The sequence below is a fragment of the Mycoplasma todarodis genome, from assembly GCF_004335995.1.
GTDB lineage: Bacteria > Bacillota_I > Bacilli_A > Mycoplasmatales > Metamycoplasmataceae > Mycoplasma_K > Mycoplasma_K todarodis.
Genome location: NZ_PSZP01000006.1, coordinates 1 through 20,911, shown reverse-complemented (window position 1 = coordinate 20,911; position 20,911 = coordinate 1). Strand labels below are relative to the sequence as shown.

The window sequence follows — 20,911 nt, the reverse complement described above, 5'->3', positions numbered from 1 at the left end:
CTGCTATTTGCAGATTATTCAAAGCGCTCCTCGCATAATTACGGACAATAATAAGTATTTCTTAATATTGCATGTGATGTATATGTCTATATCACCCATTCGGCTTTAACCCTTTCGTTCATTTCTTAGAATACCTTCTCCATGAATTACTAATGCTTCAAGCACCTCACTACTATATTTTAATTTTAATATATTTTACATAAAAAAATAAGAACTTGAACCTATTTTTTAAGTTCATTCGTCTTACTTATTTTATGTTCTATAAATCTAATTGTGAACATATTTACAGGCAGGGCAGTAAATATTAATGCAATAACAATCAATGCTCTACCTCAAATAACAACGTTTTGAGAAAGCAAGATTGACATCAAAACAATGGAAACTGGGATGGTGAAGTTCATTGTATCTATTCAAATCAGTTGTATTCATATCAAGAATAAGGTAACTAATAATGCATATCCAACAAATCCAACAGCCACACCCCACAACTCACCAGTACTTAATATTGGTTTTGCATTAAAGTCTTTCGAAAGGAAAACCCACATAACAATTGCTGGTATTAATATAAATACTAATGTAACTAACGCTTGTGTTCATGAACCTGTTCTTTTTTCTGCTATTTCTATATTTTTAACTGGATTTTTTGATTGTCTTTTTGTCATTGGTTTTTTACTCATGTATTAATAATAACAAAAGAAGCCTATTTAGCTTCTTTTTCTAATAATTTTTTAAGGTATCTACCTGTTGCAGACATTTCATTTCTAGCCACTTGTTCCGGAGTACCCTTGGCAACTATGGTACCACCATTGATACCACCTCCCGGCCCAAGATCAATAACGTAATCAGCAGTCTTAATGACATCTAAGTTATGTTCAATCATCAATACTGTGTCTCCATTATCTGTAAGTCTATTTAAAACCTTAAGAAGATGTCTAACATCATAAGCATGTAATCCTGTTGTTGGTTCATCAAGAATAAATAATGTCTTACCTGTTGCTCTTTTTTGTAAGAATGTAGCCAATTTAATTCTTTGTGCTTCTCCACCTGAAAGTGTAGTAGCATTTTGACCAAGTGTTATATAGTTAAGACCAACATCCATTAAAGCGCCAAGCTTTGTTTTGATTTTAACAAATGAATCAAAGAATTTATAAGCTTCCGAAACTCTCATATTAAGAACATCAGAAATGTTTTTACCTTTGAATTTAACTTCAAGTGTTTCTCTATTAAATCTCTTACCATCACAATGATTACATTCAATGTAAACGTCAGGTAAAAAGTGCATTTCAATTTTAATTGAACCATCACCTTTACATTTATCACAACGTCCACCATCTACATTAAATGAGAACCTACTTTTTGAGTAACCCCTTGCTTTCGATTCTGGAGCCATTGAATACAACTCTCTAATATCATCGAATAGAGATGTGTATGTCGCAGGGTTTGAACGAGGAGTTCTACCGATAGGAGATTGAGAAATCTTAATCACCTTATCAATATTCCCATTTCCTGTCATACTTCTATATTTACCGGGAGCAATTAAAGGATCCTTTATTTTTTGTTCGATTGCTTTAGCGAGAACATCATTAACTAATGTTGATTTACCTGAACCTGAAACACCGGTAACAGCTATCATTTTACCTAACGGAAACTTAACATCAATATTTTTAAGGTTATTTTCTTTAACACCCTTTAATTCAATTACTTGACCATTTCCTGAACGTCTAAATGAAGGAACTTCTATTTTTTGTTCTCCAGACAGGAATTGTCCAGTTATTGATTCTTTTACTTTAGCAACTTCTTCAGGTGTTCCTGCAGCAACTACATTACCACCTTGGTCACCTGCAAGAGGACCAATATCAACGATATAATCAGCTGCTTTAATTGTTTCTTCATCATGTTCAACAACAATTAATGTATTACCTATTTCAACCATCTTTCTAAGTGTTTTAATTAATTTATCATTATCAACCTGATGCAGACCTATTGAAGGTTCATCAAGAACATAAAGAACGCCCGTTAAATTAGAACCTATTTGTGTAGCTAACCTTATACGTTGCGATTCTCCACCTGATAAAGTTTCAGCTTTTCTATCTAATGAGATGTATGTAAGCCCAACATTCATTAAGAATGAAAGTCTTTCATAAAGTTCATTGATAATCATTTCTGATACTTGTTGCTCTTCATCACTTAAAGAAAAATTAGTTACTTTTTCAAATGATTGATCAATTGATAATTTTGTAAAATCATAAATCGTCATATCATCTATTTTCATTGCTAATGCATATTTATTTAGACGAGACCCTTTACATGATTCACATTTAACGTCAGTCATGTATGATTTATATCATTTTCTGATTTGTTCAGATTTTGTTTCTACATATCTTCTTTCTATTAATGTAGCAACCCCTTCGATATATTCATTCTTTTTATATTCATTACCATTTCTGGAAGTGATTGTGTATTCAATAGGTTCTAAGGAACCTTCAAGAATAATTTTCATCTCTTCTTTTTCTAAGTTTTCAATTGGAATGTCAGCATTTATATTGTAGTGATTTAGTAAAATATTGAATTTCTGTCATTCTAAATTTTCGGAACCTACTAAATTAGCAAAATAAGTAATTCCCCCTTCAGAAATAGCTCTTTTCTTATCTGGTATTAATAATCTTTTATCAACTTTTAATTTGATACCTATACCCTTACAAGAATCACACATTCCAGCTGGAGAATTGAATGAGAATAATCTTGGTTCAATCAATGGCATATCAAAATCACCTTCTGGACATGAGAAATTTCTTGAGAAAGAAACTTTTTCACCTTCATCAACCGATATTTCAATAAGACCTTTTGCATGTTCTAACGCAACTTCAACAGCATCTGATATTCTCGAACGATTTTCTTCATTTAAAACAATACGATCAACAACTATGGAAATAGAATGTTGTTTTGTTTTAGATAATTCTATATCATCGTCCAACCTCATTATTGTTCCATCGACTTCAACACGAATAAATCCATCAGATCTAAGTGATTCCAACAAATTCATATGTGTACCTTTTTCTTTTTGAACAACAGGTGAGAATATAACCATTCTAGAACCTTCTTTATATTTAAAGATGGTATTGATTATATCTTGTGTTCTTTGTGCAGAAATAGCCTTTTTATGTCTTGGACAGAACGGTGTTGCAACTCTTGCATATAAAAGACGAAGATAATCATAAATCTCAGTAACAGTACCAACTGTTGATCTTGGGTTATTATGAGTTGTCTTCTGCTCTATGGAAATTGCTGGCGAAAGACCTTCAATTGATTCAACATCGGGTTTTTTTGTTCCACCTAAAAATTGTCTTGCATATGATGAAAGAGAATCCACATATCTCCTTCTTCCTTCTTCATAAATTGTGTTGAAAGCAAGAGATGATTTACCTGAACCTGAAACACCAGTGAAAACAACCAATTTATCTTTTGGAATTTCAATGTTTATATTGTTTAGGTTATTTTCTTTAGCACCTTTTATCTTTATTACTTTTTTATCCATTTTATTCCTCCTGCATTTCTATTATTAAATCTCTTAATCTTGCCGCTTTTTCAAATTCTAATGATTTTGAAGCTCTCAACATTTGATCACGTAAATCATCAATAATTTCTTTTTTAGCTTTTTCATTTTTACCTTTTTTGTTATAAAGTTCGACCGCTCCAGAAATTTCATTATCATTTAATGGATCCGCAATCTCTTTAATGATTGTTGTTGGGATAATCCCATGCTCTTTGTTATATTCATCTTGAATTTGACGACGTCTTCTAGTTTCATCTATAGCAATTTCCATTGAGTTAGATATTTTATTTGCATAGAATATTACTCTACCATTTGAGTTTCTAGCTGCCCTACCTGCAATTTGAATTAATGATTTTGAAGTACGCATAAATGATTCGATATCTGCATCAATAACCAAAATTAAAGACACTTCCGGTATATCGATACCTTCTCTTAATAAGTTGATACCAACGACAACATCATAGATACCTTTACGTAGTTTACGTAGAACTTCAGCTCTTTCGAAAGTTTTAAGTTCATTATGAATGTATGCGGTTTTTATTCCCTTTTCTTGGAAATAACGTGTTAACTCTTCAGCCATTCTAATTGTTGTAGTAAGTACAAATGTTCTTTCGTTATTTTTTATCTGAGTTTTTATTCGATCGTACATATCTTCTATTTGACCTTCTTTAGGTATAACTTCAATAATCGGATCTAATAGACCTGTTGGTCTGATAATTTGTTCAACAACAACTCCTTCAGCCTTATCTATTTCATATTCATTAGGTGTGGCTGATACGAATATCTTTTGATGTGGCAATCTTTCAAATTCATCAAAGTTTAAAGGTCTATTCTCCATTGCTGATGGTAATCTAAATCCATATTCAACTAATGTTTCTTTTCTTGAACGGTCAGCTTTAAACATCCCTTTTACTTGTGGAATCATCATGTGTGATTCATCAATAATAATCACAGTATCTTTAGGGATGTAATCGAATATAGTATATGGTGTTTGACCATATTCACGTCCATCCATATATAGAGAGTAATTTTCTATACCAGGACATACACCGAACTCTTCTAAATGTTCTAAGTCCTGATGAACTCTTTCAGATAATCTTTGCGCTTCTAATAGTTTATTTGCTTCTTCAAGCTCTTTAACCCTTATTTCTAATTCCGCCCTTATTTTGGTTGTAGCTTCTTTAACTGTTTCTTGTCTTGTTGTATATGAATCAGCCGGGAACAATAGAACTCTATTAACAATTTTATTAACCTTCCCCGATAATGAATCAACATAAGCAATTTCCTCTATTTCATCACCAAATATATCTAATCTAATTATGTATTCATCAGTTCAACCTGGAGCTATTTCAATAACATCACCTTTCGCTCTAAAGTTACCTGGTCTTAACTCCACATTATTTCTTTTGTAATTTCTTGCAACTAGGTTTCTTAAAAGTTCTTTTCTCGGAACAACATCACCAGTTGTAATTACGTAGAACATTTCTTTATATTCTTGTGGATTTAGCGCTCCATAAATTGAAGCAACTGACGCCACAACAATTGTACCTCTATCACTAAGAAGAGAGTTCAGTGTAGCCATCCTCATCATATCTAAATCTCAGTTTGATTTTGATGTTTTATCAATATATGTATCTGTACCTGGTTTATATGCTTCAGGACGATAATAATCGAAATGAGAAACAAAATATTCAACTTTATTTTCAGGAAAGAAAGTTTTAACCTCTGAATAAAGTTGAGCGGCTAATGTCTTATTATGAGAAAGAATAATCGCAGGTCTATTTACTTTTTCAAGAACGTTAGCAATTGTAAAAGTTTTCCCTGAACCAGTAACTCCTAATAACACTTGAGAGTCATCACCGTTGTTTAGTCCATCAACCAAACGTTTAATTGCTTTTTCTTGATCACCAGCAGGTGAATATTCTGATTTTAGTTTTAAAGCCATTTTGACCCCCTTTTTAAAAATTGATTAAATTAAGTTAATTATTATGTAATTCTACTCCAAATTTTACTTTTTTGAGTATAAATTATAGTTATTTCATCTTTTTCTTTATATTTGTTGCGATTGTTGGAGACACAACTTTCTCCAATTCGCTTTGCGAAGCATTGTAGATATTCGCATATGTCTCGAATACTTTCAGCAGTCTTGCAAGAGTTTTTGGCCCAACACCAGGAATGGTCTCCAGTGACCCTTCTAGTGTTCCCTTCAATCCTCTACTTCTATGTTGAACTTTAGCAAATCTATCAACTTCAGCTTGCATTGATCTTAAAAAGTTTAATAAGGTTGAATCTTTGATCTCAACCTCCTCACCTTCTAAGTTAATTAAACTTCTAGTGATGTGTTTGTCGTTTTTAACTAAACCAATAATCCTTAAATCAACACCTAATCGTTCAGTTACTTCTTTAACCTCGTTAACTTGTGCTTTACCACCATCAACTATAAATAAATTCGGAATTGGATTTTCTTTTTTAGAAAAGTACCTTGTTGTTGTTTGCCTCATATATTCAACGTCAGCTTTTCTTGAAAGCGTCTCTAAATTATATTTCTTGTATTCTGATTTTTGTTTAACCCCATTTTTATAAGAAACAATGGCAGAAACCGGGTTCTGATTTGCTGTATTGGAGTTGTCAATCATCAATATATGTCATGGTTTATCAATATTTAATAAGTACCCCAGTTTTTCAATTGCTCCGGAAGTTAATTCAACTTGTCTTTTATGCTTTCTCAACTTCTCATCTTTATTATTTTCAGCATTCATAACGGCGATTTTTAACATTTCTTTATATTTACCCTTTTCTGGATAAATAGGCTTAAATGAATGGTAAAAATCATTGCTATATTTCTCATCTAGAATTAATTCTTTTGGAACCAAGTTATTATTGTAGTAACTATTAACAAATTGACGAATAGTTTCATTTGAATCATTAATTATTTCAAGAACTTCATTAGTCATTGAAAGTAACGACCCATTTCTGTAGAACATTATAGAAATAAATAAATAATCATCTTGCTGAGAAACCCCAACAACATCAATATCCTTATCATTATCTAATTGAACGACTTGTCTTTGATCGAAAATATTCAAGGCTTCTAAAGACTCCTTGTATTCTTGTGCAATTTCAAACATTTCTTTGTCAGCTGCAGAGAACATCTTTCCCTCTAATTCTCTTTTGTAAAAATTATTATCTGCGGAAAGTATTTTTCTTACTTTCTTATATTTTTCTTCTCAAAATTCTTTAGATGTATCGGTGATTGGTAAACCACTCTCATAAAGAGCTTCTCTTTGAAGAGTTTTCAATAGTTGTCTTGATTTAGAACCGACTGGCAAAGGACCAAAGTAAAAAGCATTATCTTTCAATATTCTTCTAACCATAGTAATTTTTAAATTCTTTCCAAGTTTAACCTTTATATAAGGGTATCTTTTATCATCAATGAATTGGATATTAAAATATGGAGCATGTTCCTTTATAAGGTTCCTTTCTAAAATAAGAGCTTCTTTTTCATTTTCCGTAATTATTAAATCAAATGATTCTGCTTCCTGAATCATTTTATGTGTTTTAAAAGAATTGATAGATCCCTTTTTATATTGATTTATTCTAACTCTTAAATTTTTTGCTTTCCCTACGTATATAACTTTATCTAATTTATCTTTATATAAATAAACTCCTGGCTTTTTTGGTATTTCTTCAATGTTTCAATTTGTCATATTAAAATTATAACTTGTTTATTTTGTATTCATAATATTCCCCATCCAATAAACAATTCCTTTCATTTTTATATTCAAAAGAAATAAACACCATTTAATTGGTGTTCATTTCTTTTGATGTTATTTTTGGTAAAAAAAAACATCCGTAATGGATGATATGGTACGCCCTAGAAGATTCGAACTTCTGACCCAATGGTTAAAAGCCATTTGCTCTACCGACTGAGCTAAGGGCGCATATGGTGCCCAGGACTGGACTTGAACCAGCACAGTATTGCTACCGGGGGATTTTAAGTCCCCTGCGTCTACCAATTTCGCCACCTGGGTAGGTGTCTAACTTTGTTGCTTTATTATTTTATCAAAAAAAATAGCATTTGTTGCTATTTTGTTATTATTTTATTCTTTGGAATAGGACTTCACCTTTTTTAACCATGATTTCATCGAATTTTTTAAAGTTAGAAATCTCTTCTAATGAAAGACTTTCCACTTGTAATTGTTCCATAGCTAATGATGTTTTATTCGGTATTACTACTGATAAGTATGTTGATACAGCATAAATCCCATTTAATAATATATTTAAAACTTGCGCAAGCCTTTCTTTATCTTCTTTTAAAGTTCAAGGTTGTGTTTTGTCTATGTAACCATTTAAAGATTTTGAAAGTTTTGTTGCAACTTCAAATGCCTTATTGATAGCGAAGTTATCGAAATGTTTTGTGAATTTTTCAGTAGATGCAAGTATTTCTTCAATAATTTCTTTATCGAACTCATTTTCTGTTTCTGTGAATTGGATCGGTTTATCAAATGATTGCAATGTCATTGCAATGGTTCTTGATAATAAATTACCATAATTATTAGCAAGTGCTGAATTATATGTATTTTTAAGCATTTCTTTATCAAACACCCCATCTTGACCCATAGAGATTTGAGAAGCGAAGAAGAATTTTAATGTTTCTGCCCCAAACTCTTCTATTAATTCTAATGGATCAATTACATTCCCTTTAGATTTAGACATTTTTCCTTCTGGAGTAATTATTCACCCATGAGAAAGAATTGAAGTTGGTTGAGGTAAATTTAAAGCTTTTAAGATTATTGGTCAATATATACAGTGGAAACGTGTAATCTCCTTACCAACCAAATGAACTTTTTCATCACCATTTACTCAATATTTTTGATAATCAGAATCATCTTCAGTTTTATAGCCTAATGTATTTATATAGTTAGTTAAAGCATCCAATCAAACATAAACGACATGTTTGGGATCCTCTAAAACGGGAACTCCTCATGTAAATGAAGTCCTTGTTATTGATAAATCTTCAAGACCTTTCTTAAGGAAGTTTTCTCTTAATTCTTTAATAATTTTGTCCGGTCTAACAAAGTTAACTTTATTAAATTCTTCGTCTAATCAATCCGCAAACTTAGACATTCTTAAAAAGTAAGATTCTTCTTCAACCTCTTCAAGTTTATGTCCTGATGTTGGATGGAAATATTCACCATCTTTTTCTTCCGCTTGTGTTACAGTGAAGAATTCTTCATCTTGAACAGAATACAACCCTTTATATGCACCTTTATAGATAACATCATTTTCCAGTAACTCTGAGAATATTTTTTGAACAGAAGCTTCGTGAGAAGGTCTTGTCGTTCTTGAATAATAGTCATAATCAATCCCTAATTCATTTCAAAGATTTTTGAATAATTCTGTCATACCATCAACGTATTTTTGTTCTGAAATATTTGCTGCTTCAGCTTTCTGTTGTATTTTTTGGCCGTGTTCATCAGCTCCAGTCAATAACTTAGCATCATAACCACGTAAAGTTTTGTAGTTCCTGATTGTTCAAGCAAGTGTTGTTGTGTAAGCGTGTCCAATATGTAATTTACCTGAAGGGTAATAAATTGGTGTTGTTATATAAAAAGTTTTTTTATTTTGCATTTCTGCCTCCTGATTTAATTGGTTTGTATAATTTTTTAACTTCATCTCTATATGCATGTTCATCTTTATTTAATGTGTGTAAATATATGTTGGGCAGGTGATGTGTCCCTCACCCTACTCTGAACCTTCCCTCAACAAGAACTAAATTTGATTTTTGATCTTCTCTAGGGTGAATCATTTGTATTCTCTTGGGTTCAAATCCATATTTCCTCATTAATGTAACAATGTCAACCAACCTTTCTGTCGGTTCGACAATTGCCAAATAACCTTTTTGATTAATTATTTTGGCCGATCCTTTGATAACATCCTCTAAAGTTAACTTAAGTTCATGAGTTGCAATAAGTTTTTCTTCTGAACCTTTATTCTTCAAAGATGCATCTACCTTATAAAAGGGGGGATTACATACAATCGCATCATATTTTTTACGTTGGTTTTTAGCGTGATCTAAATAAAAGTCATTAAAATCACCATGAATTAAATTTATTTGTTCTTCCTTTTTATTTAATTCAACATTTCTTTTTGCCAACTCTAGAGCTTTCTCTTGTATTTCCAATGCATCAATCGTTATTCTTTCAGAACGCGCAGACATGAAAATTGAGAGTGCTCCATTGTTTGTACCGATTTCTAATATTCTTTTTACTTGAGCAGTCATTGAAACAAAATTACCCAATAAAATAGTATCCACCGAATAGTTGAACATACTTTTATTCTGATAAACATATAAATCTGAATCGTAACCCAAAGAATTTTTAACTACTTTTTCTTCCATTTAAACCTCCTTTATAAAATAAAAAAGTTCCATTAGAAGGTCACCGTACCACTCCTAAAAGAACTCTCAACTCGTATCGTGAGTAACCCATTGAACTATTTGGCTCATAACCCCCAAAATCATCATTCTGCTATTAATTAATAATATTATACTGAATTTAAATGAAATATACCTTATCTTTTAATGCTGACTTACGAACTTTAAGAGACTCCACGTTAGCTTGAACCTCTCCGATGTGACCTTTACCTAATAAAGCCATATAAAGTTGCGATTTATGAATTTTAATTTCTATCGCTTCTTTGTGTTCTCCATCTATGATACTTTTATAAAATGGACTATCAGTATATTCTTCTAAAGTGAACATGTTTAATTGGTCACTCAAGGTTGTTTTGTTTGCATAAAATGAAATATCAGCAACATGAATAGGTAAATAATTAACCCTATCATTGATTATGATTGTATTTTGATAATATAAATCATAAACTTGTGGTGGTTTTTGTCTATGCACTTTACCTTGTAATGTTTTTTTACCAGGTTGGTTAAGTATAAAACCTGAGTATTCACCAAGAATTTCTTTTTCTTTTTGTTGCGCATCTAATCGTGGCATTTCATTTTCTAATAATTGTGTTTCGATAGTTGGTCAATAATTAGGAGTCTTTTTCTTGACTTGATACTCTTCCTCAATAATTTGGCCAATTTTATTGATCAGTATTGTTACCTCTTTTGTAATCGAACTCAATACTTTCTTTTTATTAACTTCATCTTCTAGAACAATTGAAAATGTTAACTCATCCCTAACTAGAGAATTAACATTACTAACTTCTTCATCTCGTCAAACGGTAAACCCTTCTGTTTGTATTGCTTCTCCTGATTCTGCTTCTAATTTTTTTAACATAAGTCGTCTTCAATTAGCATAATGAAGAGGGAAAGTCGCGATATCGTATGACTCACCAAAATCAAATTTTATTTTTCTTGTAATGTTATCAATGGGTAACAATAATTCAGAATCCTTACGATAAAATGCAGGTAATTCTATTTTTGTGATTTCATACTTTTCTTTAAAGTGTTTTATTATTAATTCATTTATTAAAGATATGGCTCTTAGAGTATCTTTCATTGAAATATTTGGTGTATATGTTGAGTTTATTTGCATATGCTAATTATAAAAGAAAAAAAGACCTTTAGGTCTCTTTTGTATTATTGTTCGATAAAACTTTTTGCTTCTTTAATATTGATTCTTCTATTCTCTTGTTTTTTCAATAAAGAATTAATTATTGGGAAAATTATGAATATTCCTATTTCAGCAATAAATACTCCGAACTCCGTAAGTTGAGTTGCTGTCCCATCCCCTCATGAAGATTGTGCATGTATATTAATGATTGTATCTACAATAAAATGTCCTATTAATAAGTATCCAACAACAAAGAATATTCCTACAACGGCTATACAAGCGGATGTATAAAATATAAACTTATTAATCTTCTTAGTCTTCATTCGTTTTCTTTTTAATGAATATTTAAATATGATTATTCCATATATCACGAAGAAAAACAGTGTGGGGAAGTTTGAAAATCCATCAAATAAATAACTTTTATTAAGAATAATTGAAGGGATACCGATTGTCATTGTTCAAAACCCAACCACCATAAAGATAAATAAAATAGGGATATATTTATTAGGCATTTTTGATTCTTTGAGGCTTCTCATTCCGAAGAATGTTTCATTTTCAACATTTTCTTCAAAAACAGAAACTGTTGCAGCTGAAACTCCATTAATTACACCAAAGGTAGAAATTACAATGAATCCAAATACAATTGCTCCCAATGATTTTGCAACCCCTTTTGGCATAACATTACTTATTAACCCTTGAATAGTTCCGGAATTATGTAGAATTGATGAAACTGCTATCAATGTGTATAAAACAATTATTGATAACATACCAATCAATACTATAGTTGGAACCCTTTTTTCACCATTTTTAACTTTATTTGTCAATGTTGTAACACTCATGAAAGCATCATAAGCAAAAAGAACGGCTGGTAAAGCTACAATTAACCCTTGGAATGTGAATTTATTTGCATGGAAAGCATTTTCTCCACCAGTATTATTCGTCATAGGCAATACCACACCAATAATGAAAGCAAATACTAATGGAATAAATTTTAAAATTGTTGATATTTGTTGAATAATCCCCGATGCTTTAATACTGAAGAAATTAATGATAATAAATGTAAATGTAAATGTTAATCCTATTAAAACATGACCGTAAATAGGAATGGAACTTATAACGCCTATTTGTGCAAACATTGATATTAGCATTTCAGAACCAAAAAATCCTAAAACTGATATTAATGATCCTCAATAAATAAATGAATAATTAAACTCTGTGAATTTACCAGCTTTTTTTCCTAATAATTTTTCTGTTCATCCAGGTAATCCTGAAGCATCAGTTTTTAATTTCATTGATCCTATTTCAGAAAAAGATATCGCTGTTGCAGCTGCAATGATTCCACCAATAATTCATGCGAGCAATCAAGTTACTCCATCATGATTTGTTGCTGATGCTACTGAAGCATTTTTAAAGAATATACCAATCCCAACAACAGTACCAATCAACATTGTTAAAGCTGCAAAGAATCCTAGCTTCTTCCCTTGTTCTATAGACATTTTGTCCCCTTTCATAATAAAAACGCAACCTTCATTAAGATTGCGTTTTTACATTAATTATTAATATTCAGCAACCTATATTGAAACGTTACAGGTCACCCTGTAAATTAGTTTCAAAAATAAAATGCTGTTTTTAAAGTTTTTTTCATACTTTAATATTTATACCATTAAAAATATTTTTTCAACTCATTAATTTTGTTAGTTTTTTCTCACTCAAATTCGTAATCAGTTCTTCCAAAGTGCCCAAATACTGATGTTTTCTTGTAAATTGGCGTCTTAAGTTTTAAACTCTCAATAATTCCTCTTGGCGATAAATCAAACACCTTCTGAACTGCTTCTAATATTTTGTCTTTTTCAACTTTTTCAGTACCAAATGTTTCTAGTGATAATGAAACGGGTTGTTCAACACCTATAGCATAAGATAATTGGATTTCAGCTTTCTCAGCTAATTTTGCTGCAACAATATTTTTAGCAACTCATCTTGCTGCATAAGCTGCTGAACGATCGACTTTTGTGTAATCTTTTCCAGAAAATGCTCCACCACCATGACGACCCATTCCACCATATGTATCAACAATAATCTTTCTACCTGTTAAACCAGTATCTCCAATTGGTCCACCAATTACAAATTTTCCTGTTGGATTTACCAGTGTAGTGAAATCTTCATTCATTTTATATTGTCTTGCAACTTCTTTCATGATATTTTCAATAATAAATTCACGGAATAAATCTTTGTCATAATCTTCTGTATGTTGAACAGACATCAATACTGTATCTATTATTGGTTTTTCACTTGTGTAATCAATTGTTACTTGCGCTTTGATGTCTGATTTAGCTCATTTAAATTCATCCTTTAAACGCAGCGTTTCAGCTCTTTTAACTAATGCGTGAGCAAGAGTTATTGGTAAAGGCATTAATTCTGGTGTTTCATTTGTAGCATAACCAAACATAATCCCTTGGTCACCTGCTCCAATCGCTCCCTCAGCTCTATCAACACCTTGATTAATATCCGGAGATTGTGAATTAACATTAGAGATAACGGTGAAATCATTTTCACTGTAACCTAATTTTGATAGAACACTTCATGCAGCTTGCACAACATCAACATATGCCTTTGTTGTGATTTCACCTCCGATAATTATTAATCTATTTGATGCCATGACTTCACAAGCAACTCTTGATTCTGGATCTTGTTTTAAACATTCATCTAAAACCGCATCAGAAATTTGATCACAAATTTTATCTGGGTGCCCAGCTCCTACTGATTCTGATGTAAATAATTTTTTTAACATAATAAAAACTCCTTTTCTTATTACAAAGAGAGGGAGTTATTATAAAGAATATAATGTACATGCTACCTTTCGGCCTTGCTATCCACCTTCTACAATTTTGTAGGGTTGGCTCACCTAAGCTGCTAAGCTAAGTGACTCTCAATGTAATTTATTTGTCTTAATTAGTATAACAAAAAAATATCAAACCTAAAAAAATAATTAAATAAAAAATAGGTCGTTACCTATCCTTTAAATTATTTATCAAATTTCTTGTACATCTCAATCATTTCACCAACTAATAAAATTAATGTTTGTGATGTTAATAATTGATCTTCAGCATGCATGAATAACACTTTAAATTTGTGATCTATTCCTTGAGCTTCCTCAACAATAACATCCATGTGAGCATGTGCAGCGTCAGCTATTTCCTTATTAGCTTCATCCATTTTTTCTTGTGCTTCATCATATTTTTGTTCTTTAGCAAAATATAATGCTTCCATCGCAGCTGACTTAGCAGTTCCAGCTGATGTAATGATTCTGAATGATACTTGTTCAAAATCTATTTTTGATACTTGTTTTTCTTCCATTTTTATTTCTCCTTAATAAGTTTATATCTTTTTCCACCGTCTACGTATTTAAGAATTTTATGATCGAATTCTTTAATTCTACCAATATAGTTTCTTTTACCAGTATATGGTATTTCTTTTGTGATGATATGCAATTCCCCTGCATACCTTCCGTATTCTTTATTTAAAACAACCACATCCCCAACTTTTCAAACTTTTCTGTTCGTAATTTTAATGGGTTCGATTATATTATTAATGAACGTTAATCTAGGGTAACTTGACCTTATATAATAATCATTCACATCAAATCTATTTACGTGCAGATATTTAAATGCAATAAAATCCTCTGTTGGAGACACTTCTTGAATATCAGTTACCTCAAAAATGCATTTTGGTTTCATCTTATTTCTAATTGCTGCAAACTCCTCAAAATTCTTTTGAGAAATTCCTAAGTGTTCAATTTCATCAAACATCAATTCTTCATTAACTAAATCAAGAATTTCACCAATTTCTTTCATTTGTCGTTCTGTCGCACCTTGTTGAGACAAGATAATATCATCAATTGTATCCATTGCTAAAAAATGTCTGATTTGTTGCGACAATGTAGCATTTCTATGTTCTTCAATCGTTGGCATTCCATCATTCACATCTCATGGACCGAAAACGTTTTTTTGTTCCCTTGGCAATGTTATGAATGCTGCAGTTCTTACTCCATGCTCTTTAAATCATTTTGATCATTTTTCAAATTTTTCAAATTTAAGTCCAGTATATTCCATTGGATAAAAATTATGACACGCAATAAGATTTTCAGCTATCCCACCTTTTTCGAGTGTTTTAATCATAGTGCTTGGACCAGATGATGCATTTAATTCAACAATGATATTCTGTGATAAGATTGATTCTACTTCACCTTGGAAATCTTCATCCAACCTAATTCCTGTAGCACCCAATTCTAAAAAATATTTATATTCTGTAGGTTTAATATTCAATGCTTGATAAACCTTTGGGTTTACATCAACAATAACTTCCATCCCTAAATCTCTTGCAAATGTTAAACATTTTTTTAAATTAGAAAGATTCCTTTGTCCTTCCTCATCTTGTTTAACCTCTAATAAATTAGCGAAAACACGCGAAAGTCCGTTAGCATGTGCTAATTCAATATATTTTATAGTATCCTCAATATCAGCTTTATTGGGATAAATACTAATTCCTATTCTTTTTTTCATAACTTAATGATTATACTATACATAATGCGTCTTTTGATAAAACTTGTATATACAATTTAATTAAAGTATTATTTTGCGTAAATTATATTTTTTTTGGATAATAAAACACCCAGGCGAACCTAGATGTTTTATTAATTACATATGTTTCTTAATTTCTTCACCCATCATTTCAACTTTAGGACCAATGATTACTTGGTAACCGTTAGCTCCAATTTTGATTGTACCCATAGCCATTGTTTTTTTGACTTGAGCATCATTGATTAGAGAAGCATCTTTAAGTGTGAATCTTAAACGTGTTGCACATCATTCAAGTTGTTCAATGTTTTTTGATCCACCAACACCTTCAAGGATTGCTTTCGCATCTTTAGTGTATTTTGTATCACCTTCTGCGATAGGTCCTTGTTCTTCTGAATTATCATCAGCAATTTTGTTTTCACCTCTACCAGGTGCTGAAACATTGAATTTTCTAATAAGTAATGTTGCCCCGAAGAAGTAAGAAGCAGCTGCTGCTCCACCAATAAGGAATAATCATGCAGGGTTAGCCATAACAGCATCAATACCTGTTTTGTTAGCTCTGATGATATCCATTGATTTAGGAATAGATAATGCGTAATCGATTAGACCAGCTGAGAATCCGAATCCTAATTGAATTCCAAATAATCCTGTAATGAATCCGAATAGACCAGTTAGGATAGCGTGCATTCCGTATAGCATTGGTGCCATAAACATGAATGAGAATTCGATTGGTTCTGTAATTCCTGTAAAGAATGAAACGATTGCTGAACCGAATAATAGTGAAGCAACACGTTTTTTCTGTACATCGCCGTCAGCATTAAATCAGAATGCAACAGCTAATGCTGGAAGCCCGAACATCATAATTGGGAAGAATCCTGATTGGAATGTTCCGGCTGGATTGTTTTTAGCTACACCATTTATAAAGATATTGATATCTCCATGAACTTGTGCACCAGTTGCATCTGGGAATGAACCCATTGTAAATCAGAATAGTGTATTTGGAATATGGTGTAATCCAAATGGAATTAATAGACGGTTGATAAATCCGTAGATACCCATAATAGCTGCATTAGATCATCTATTACTTGCACCATCAATTAATACATCTGAGAATTTGAATATTACAAATCCAATTCATGGGAAGATAATTGCTCAACCTATGATTGCAAGAATACCAAAAATAAATCCTAGAACTGGGATTAATCTTCTACCTGAGAAGAATCCTAGAACTGATGGTAATTCAATACCATTAAATTTGTTATATACAACAGAAACAGTAATACCAACAAAAATACCATTTAGAACATTGTTAGCAAGAATTGCATCATATGAATCGTGGATAATTTTTCCATTAGAATCTGTTGTAGCAAATAAAGTGTGGAACCCTTTTGCATAAGTTACATTACCACTAGCATCTTTAATAGCTGTTTGACCAAAGTCAACTTTGCCGTAAATTACATTTACTAAGTCATGTTTACCGAATGTTCCATCTGAAGCCATTAATGACATCAAAAGAATCATTACAACAAGACCAACCATAGCTGCTTCACCACGAGAGTCTCTTGATAATCCAAACGCGATACCAACAGCAAATATTATGTGTAAGTTACTAAATACTGCATTACCAATAGCAGTCATGATCATATTTATAATATGTGAGAATTGTGAAGCACCTTTTGATACATCACCTGGAATCTCCGCACCAACACGTAGCATAATAGCCGCGAATGGTAACATGGCGATTGGGAATAATAGTGATTTACCTATTCTTTGTAGGTAAGGTAATACTTTCCCTTTTCTTTTTTGAGGCTTAGTTTTTGTAGCCTTCTTATTTTTATTAAGCGCGATACTTGCCATTATTTATCACCCTTCTTTCTTTTTTCAAAAAATTTAACAAAAACCGTTGTCAGTAGTGCTGAACATAAAGAAAGAACAAATAATAATCCAGTAATAGCATTAGAGTCTTTACTTAGAGAACCGGGGTGTTCTTTCCCAACAGCCGCAACAATAACAAATGCAAATAACATAATTAGTGTAAGTAATCAAAGTGCTACTTGTATTCAATCATTAACAGTCATGTTAGAAATAATTGATTTCATCTTTTTCATTTTTCCTCCGAATAATGTCTTTAAAAAATTAAGACAAAACAATTATACACTTTTACACCTTGTATATACAACATTTTTATTTCAACTTTTGTAAAAAGAGTTATTATTTAGCTAATTTAAAAACATTATTCATGAGGTTTTTTTAAAAAAATGACTTATAACTAAAAAAAACAATAAAAAACCCTATTCCAATAATAGGGTTTAATGTATTTTTTAGTTTCTTAAGTGTTTAATGTTAAATAAACATAACCTTTTTATTTATTTAATAATTTCGCAGCAGCTTCATCAATAAGAATTGTTACATTTGAATGTTTTTGTAAGAATGAAGCAGGAACTTCTGTTGTTGTTTTTCCTTCAATCATATCTTTAACTGCTTGAGCTTTTGATTCACCTGAAGCAATAAGAAGAATTTCTTTTGCTTTCATGATTGAACCAATACCCATTGAAATTGCTGTTTGAGGAACTTCATCTGCTGAATTAAAGTATCTTGCATTAGCATTAATTGTTGACTCTGTAAGGGCAACTTCTGCTGTTCCACCATTTTCTGCTGAACCAGGTTCATTGAAACCGATGTGTGCATTTTGACCAAGTCCTAATAACTGTAAATCAATTCCCCCAGCTTTTTGAATAGCTTCATCATATCTTGGACCTTCAATTGCAGCATCCGCCATACCTGAAGGCACGTGTGTGTTATCTTTATTGATATTTACATGATTAAATAAATGTTTGTTCATGTAAAATCTATAAGACATTTCATGTGTTCCTTCAATGTTAGAATATTCATCTAAGTTAAATGTTGATATTTCTGATCAATCTAATTTTTTACCTACTAATAATTCATATGTTACTTCAGGTGTTCCACCTGTCGCAAGACCTAAAACCGCTTTTTTATTACTCATCACTTTATTAGCGATGATCTCAGCAGCTCTGTTAGACATTGCTGCATGATCTTTTACTATTTCTATTTTCATTTTTTCTCCTTATATACAATAATCATTTATATTATAAGTTATTTTAAGTTAAGAACAATAAAAAAACACAAGCGTGTTTTTTATATTTTATTTTCACCATCTACATAAACTGATTTAATGTCAAATGTTTCTTTATCCATAACAACTATATCAGCTTTAAAACCTTCACTTATTTGACCAATTTCTTTATCTCATTTAAGGTTAACTGCAGCATTGTGTGAAGTCATCTTAACGATATCTTCTAATTCATAACCCATTTTAACTAAGTTCATAAATTGATAATGCATTGTAGATGCAGAACCAGCAATTGTGTCTGTTCCTTTTAATTTGATAACAGCACCTTTTTTAACAATCGGAATTCCACCCGACATTGATTCACCGTCAGGAAGTCCGGCAGGTCTAATAGCATCAGTAATAACCACAACTCTATCAACACCAACTGTTTTGATTGTAAATCTTACAGTTGCTTCATCAACATGAACTAAATCAGTTATTAATTCAGGCATATTTTTTTCATTGAATATAATAGCTTCTACAGCACCTGGATTACGGTTAGCTACACCTGACATTGCATTTCATAAATGAGTACATGTGTGTCCACCAGCTTCAATAGCTTCCATTGTTTGTTCAAACGTAGCATTTGTATGTCCAATAGTTGGCATAATGCCTAACTTGACCATCTCTTCTGTAAATCCTTCTGGGCATTCTTCTGGAGCATAAGTAATCTTTTTAATTCCACCTTGTGCAGCTTCTTGATATGCTTTAAGTTCCTCAACAGTTGGAGAATGTAAACACTCAGGTCTGTGAGCACCTTTTTTAGCCATAGAGATTCATGGTCCTTCAATATGGAAACCAGCAATCTTTGCACCTTTACTTTCTGCTTCAGCATTAAATTTAAATGCTTCAATAATTGTTTCAACTTCAGCAGTCATAAGAGTTGAAAGATATGTAGTAGTACCAAACTTAACTAAATTAGCTGAAATTCTTTCAACAGCTTCTTTTGAATCCATGGCATCATCACCCATACATCCATGTACGTGTGTGTTTATGAAACCTGGAACAACAACTTGTTCAGCTTCACCTTCTTTTTTGATAATTTTCTTGATTAATCCGTTTTCTATCTCAATATCCGCATTCTTAATTGTAGAGTTGTAATTAACTATCTTTACGTTTTTCAATAACATGTTTCGCCTTCTTTCTGAAAATAAGATCTATTGTATTGTTTAGAGTTTTTTGATCGTGAGTTCTTAGGATGAATGTTTCATCTTCCATAAAGAATTCAAAACCATGTTCTTTGTGACGATAACTCTCAATATCTTCAAATTTTATTTCTTTTATTTTTTTATTTAATTCTATTATAAATCTTTTATTGGAAATTAGGAGAGAACCACTGTATCTTTCTCTCAAAATGTCCTCTTCTGTCCAAAATTGTTTCTTTTTTGAAATTCTAAGTGTAATCTCTTCTTTGTCCATGGCATATAAGTAAGCCATATTAAACCTAGCAACAACAACTTCGTTAGGTAGTAACTCATGATATGTATCAAGAATCTTTAAAGTTCTTTCTGTAGAGAAAATTCTTTCTTCTATTTTAATCATTTCGTGTTTTTCTAATTCATTTAACTGCATTTTGGTTTTCTTTATTATTTTCTTTAGTTTATCCATAGTATCTCTTGAAAGATTTTCCTCTTGCTCTGAAAACCATTGAGAAACAATCCTATGAATATATCATTCTCTGGCCTCGGTTTCTTCCCCTTTGAATATCTTCTTTATTTTATGCGAAGACATTAATTCGATATTACTTGCATTTATAATTGAACGATATTTCGCTCACACTAAATTATATAGAAAAAACCACCCGGAAAAAGGTGGTTTCATTGTTTATTGCATTATTGTTTAATAATTAAAGAATTAAACGTTTCTTTTTAGGTTGTGGTATGTTTTTTCACCATCAAATTCAGCTGTAATACCTAATTGCTCTTCAATTGCAAGTAGTCTGTTGTATTTAGCTATTCTATCTGAACGTGACATTGAACCAGTTTTGATTTGACCTGTGTTTAGACCAACTGCTAAATCAGCAATTGTTGTATCTTCTGTTTCACCTGAACGGTGTGAAACTACACATGTAAATCCAGCT

At 31.4% G+C, this 20,911-nt stretch carries 16 protein-coding genes, 1 tRNA gene, 1 pseudogene and 1 riboswitch; all 18 genes and pseudogenes read right to left on the bottom strand.

Annotated features, from left to right (window positions below; all coding sequences use genetic code 4):
• Positions 1 to 15: 15 nt before the first annotated feature.
• Positions 16 to 178, bottom strand: a riboswitch (Lysine riboswitch).
• Between the two features lie 43 nt (positions 179 to 221).
• Positions 222 to 677 carry an MAG3450 family membrane protein gene (locus C4B25_RS01450; RefSeq protein WP_131613293.1) on the bottom strand — a complete coding sequence of 152 codons (456 nt, stop codon included), beginning with the start codon at positions 675 to 677 and terminating at the stop codon, positions 222 to 224.
• 23 nt (positions 678 to 700) lie between these two features.
• Positions 701 to 3,535, bottom strand: coding sequence for an excinuclease ABC subunit UvrA (uvrA, locus tag C4B25_RS01445; RefSeq protein WP_131613292.1), 2,835 nt, complete (start codon positions 3,533 to 3,535; stop codon positions 701 to 703).
• Between the two features lies 1 nt (position 3,536).
• A complete protein-coding gene (gene uvrB, locus C4B25_RS01440) occupies positions 3,537 to 5,498 on the bottom strand; it encodes an excinuclease ABC subunit UvrB (RefSeq protein ID WP_131613291.1) in 1,962 nt (653 codons plus the stop codon).
• An 88-nt stretch (positions 5,499 to 5,586) separates the two neighbouring features.
• Entirely contained in the window at positions 5,587 to 7,260 is a 1,674-nt protein-coding gene (locus C4B25_RS01435; protein ID WP_131613290.1) for a GIY-YIG nuclease family protein, read from the bottom strand.
• 158 nt (positions 7,261 to 7,418) lie between these two features.
• A tRNA-Lys gene (locus tag C4B25_RS01430) sits at positions 7,419 to 7,494 on the bottom strand.
• A gap of 154 nt (positions 7,495 to 7,648) precedes the next feature.
• Positions 7,649 to 9,184, bottom strand: a complete 1,536-nt coding sequence (gene metG, locus C4B25_RS01420) for a methionine--tRNA ligase (RefSeq protein ID WP_131613289.1) — start codon at positions 9,182 to 9,184, stop codon at positions 7,649 to 7,651.
• On the bottom strand, positions 9,174 to 9,953 hold the full coding sequence (locus tag C4B25_RS01415; RefSeq protein ID WP_131613288.1) for a tRNA1(Val) (adenine(37)-N6)-methyltransferase: 780 nt from the start codon (positions 9,951 to 9,953) through the stop codon (positions 9,174 to 9,176). Before C4B25_RS01415 ends, metG begins: the two co-directional genes overlap by 11 nt.
• 157 nt (positions 9,954 to 10,110) lie before the next feature.
• On the bottom strand, positions 10,111 to 11,106 hold the full coding sequence (locus C4B25_RS01410; RefSeq protein ID WP_131613287.1) for a class-II aminoacyl-tRNA synthetase family protein: 996 nt from the start codon (positions 11,104 to 11,106) through the stop codon (positions 10,111 to 10,113).
• A 44-nt stretch (positions 11,107 to 11,150) separates the two neighbouring features.
• Positions 11,151 to 12,620: an APC family permease gene (locus tag C4B25_RS01405; RefSeq protein ID WP_168380667.1), complete on the bottom strand. Its 1,470-nt coding sequence runs from the start codon at positions 12,618 to 12,620 to the stop codon at positions 11,151 to 11,153.
• 167 nt (positions 12,621 to 12,787) lie between these two features.
• Positions 12,788 to 13,912 (bottom strand): methionine adenosyltransferase, encoded by a 1,125-nt coding sequence (metK, locus tag C4B25_RS01400; RefSeq protein WP_131613285.1) that lies wholly within the window; start codon positions 13,910 to 13,912, stop codon positions 12,788 to 12,790.
• 233 nt (positions 13,913 to 14,145) lie between these two features.
• On the bottom strand, positions 14,146 to 14,478 hold the full coding sequence (locus C4B25_RS01395; protein ID WP_131613284.1) for a PTS sugar transporter subunit IIA: 333 nt from the start codon (positions 14,476 to 14,478) through the stop codon (positions 14,146 to 14,148).
• A gap of 2 nt (positions 14,479 to 14,480) precedes the next feature.
• Entirely contained in the window at positions 14,481 to 15,683 is a 1,203-nt protein-coding gene (locus C4B25_RS01390; RefSeq protein ID WP_131613283.1) for a MupG family TIM beta-alpha barrel fold protein, read from the bottom strand.
• A 135-nt stretch (positions 15,684 to 15,818) separates the two neighbouring features.
• Positions 15,819 to 17,555, bottom strand: a complete 1,737-nt coding sequence (locus tag C4B25_RS01385) for a PTS transporter subunit EIIC (protein WP_131613282.1) — start codon at positions 17,553 to 17,555, stop codon at positions 15,819 to 15,821.
• The gene (locus C4B25_RS01380) at positions 17,555 to 17,806 is read right to left on the bottom strand and encodes a hypothetical protein (protein WP_131613281.1); all 252 of its coding nucleotides are present in this window, start codon (positions 17,804 to 17,806) and stop codon (positions 17,555 to 17,557) included. The genes C4B25_RS01385 and C4B25_RS01380 overlap by 1 nt, the downstream gene beginning before the upstream one ends.
• A 254-nt stretch (positions 17,807 to 18,060) precedes the next feature.
• Positions 18,061 to 18,777 (bottom strand): glucosamine-6-phosphate deaminase, encoded by a 717-nt coding sequence (nagB, locus tag C4B25_RS01375; protein WP_131613280.1) that lies wholly within the window; start codon positions 18,775 to 18,777, stop codon positions 18,061 to 18,063.
• A gap of 80 nt (positions 18,778 to 18,857) precedes the next feature.
• Positions 18,858 to 19,961, bottom strand: coding sequence for an N-acetylglucosamine-6-phosphate deacetylase (gene nagA, locus C4B25_RS01370; RefSeq protein WP_131613279.1), 1,104 nt, complete (start codon positions 19,959 to 19,961; stop codon positions 18,858 to 18,860).
• Positions 19,933 to 20,562, bottom strand: coding sequence for a hypothetical protein (locus C4B25_RS01365; RefSeq protein WP_131613278.1), 630 nt, complete (start codon positions 20,560 to 20,562; stop codon positions 19,933 to 19,935). The genes nagA and C4B25_RS01365 overlap by 29 nt, the downstream gene beginning before the upstream one ends.
• Positions 20,563 to 20,685: 123 nt before the next feature.
• Positions 20,686 to 20,911 (bottom strand): annotated as a pseudogene (locus C4B25_RS01360) (phosphopyruvate hydratase); the annotation flags it as partial.